The following is a 1,187-nucleotide window of genomic DNA, read 5'->3' on the forward strand; positions in this document are numbered from 1 at the left end:
CTGTGGATCAGGATTCACCGACGAGTAACGGTTTTTTTACGGCTTGCTCGAAGTCGATGGGACTCTGATAGCCAAGTGAGGAGTGCAAGCGAAGAGGGTTATAAAAACATTCGATGTAATCGGACACGCCGCGTGTGGCCTGTTCGTGTGTGTCGTAGATTTGTTGGGCCTCTTCTGTCTTGTAGCTTTTGAAGAACGATTCCATCGGAGCATTGTCGTAACAGTTGCCGCGACGACTCATGCTCTGAATAAGTCCATGGGCAGTCAACCTACTGCGGAAGTGCTCGCTGGCGTATTGGGAGCCGCGATCGCTATGAACGATCAGGCCTGCCGCCGGTGAACGAAGCACCAACGCTTGAGTGAGTGCACTCACCACCAATTCAGAGTCGATGTTACGACTTGTTTTCCAGCCGACAACTTTGCGTGAATGCAAGTCGATGAAAACGCACAAGTAACTGAATCCTTCTTTAGTGGGAATGTAGGTGATGTCAGTGAGCCAGACTTGATCGATGGTTTCCGCTGAAAACTTTTGCTCAAGAAGATTGTTGGCGATGGGTTCATTGTGATTGGAATCAGTGGTCGAAATTCTGAATTTGGTACGGCGATTCGCTTGAATTCCTGCCTTGCGCATGTACTTGGCGACAGTGTTTCGGCTGCACTGGAATCCTCGTTTCAATAGTTCGCGGTGCATTCTTGGACTTCCGTATGCATCGTGATGCCTTTCCAATTGAACCCTCTTGATGGCTTGTGTGATTTGCGTTTCTTTCTTCTCCGTCGTGGTGACATTGCGACCGACAAACTGATAGTACGCGGCGCGCGTTACTTCGAGAGTTCGGCAAAGCACCGCGATCGGCCATTGATCGCGATGCTTGTCAATGAACGTGAGCCTCAACTGTTTTCTTTGGCAAAGAACGCCGTCGCTTTTTTTAAAATGTCGCGTTCCATCTTGAGCTGTCGGTTCTCCTCACGGAGTCGTTTCAGCTCGGCCTCGATGGATTGACTGCCGATGCCTTCGACTTGGAAAGTCCCATCTTCATCAAAAGACTTCTTCCATTTGCGAACCAAGTTTTCACCGACGCGTAAGTCTTTGGCGACCGCGGCATACGAAAGTCCTTGTTCAATCACTTTCTTAACGGCAGCCAATTTAAATTCTCGGCTGAATGTTCGACGTTTGTCCATGAATCGGA

1 protein-coding gene is annotated in these 1,187 nt (G+C 49.3%); it reads right to left on the reverse strand.

Going from position 1 to position 1,187, the window contains the following annotated elements; genetic code table 11:
- Positions 1-7: 7 nt before the first annotated feature.
- Positions 8-1,179 (reverse strand): IS3 family transposase gene (locus tag ABD971_RS35950; protein ID WP_345328554.1). Its coding sequence is split into 2 segments (ribosomal slippage): positions 8-930 and positions 930-1,179, totalling 1,173 coding nucleotides; the frame shifts between segments, so codons are not numbered across the junction.
- Positions 1,180-1,187 lie beyond the last annotated feature (8 nt).

The organism is Novipirellula rosea (genome assembly GCF_039541335.1).
In the GTDB taxonomy this organism is placed as follows: Bacteria; Planctomycetota; Planctomycetia; order Pirellulales; family Pirellulaceae; genus Novipirellula; species Novipirellula rosea.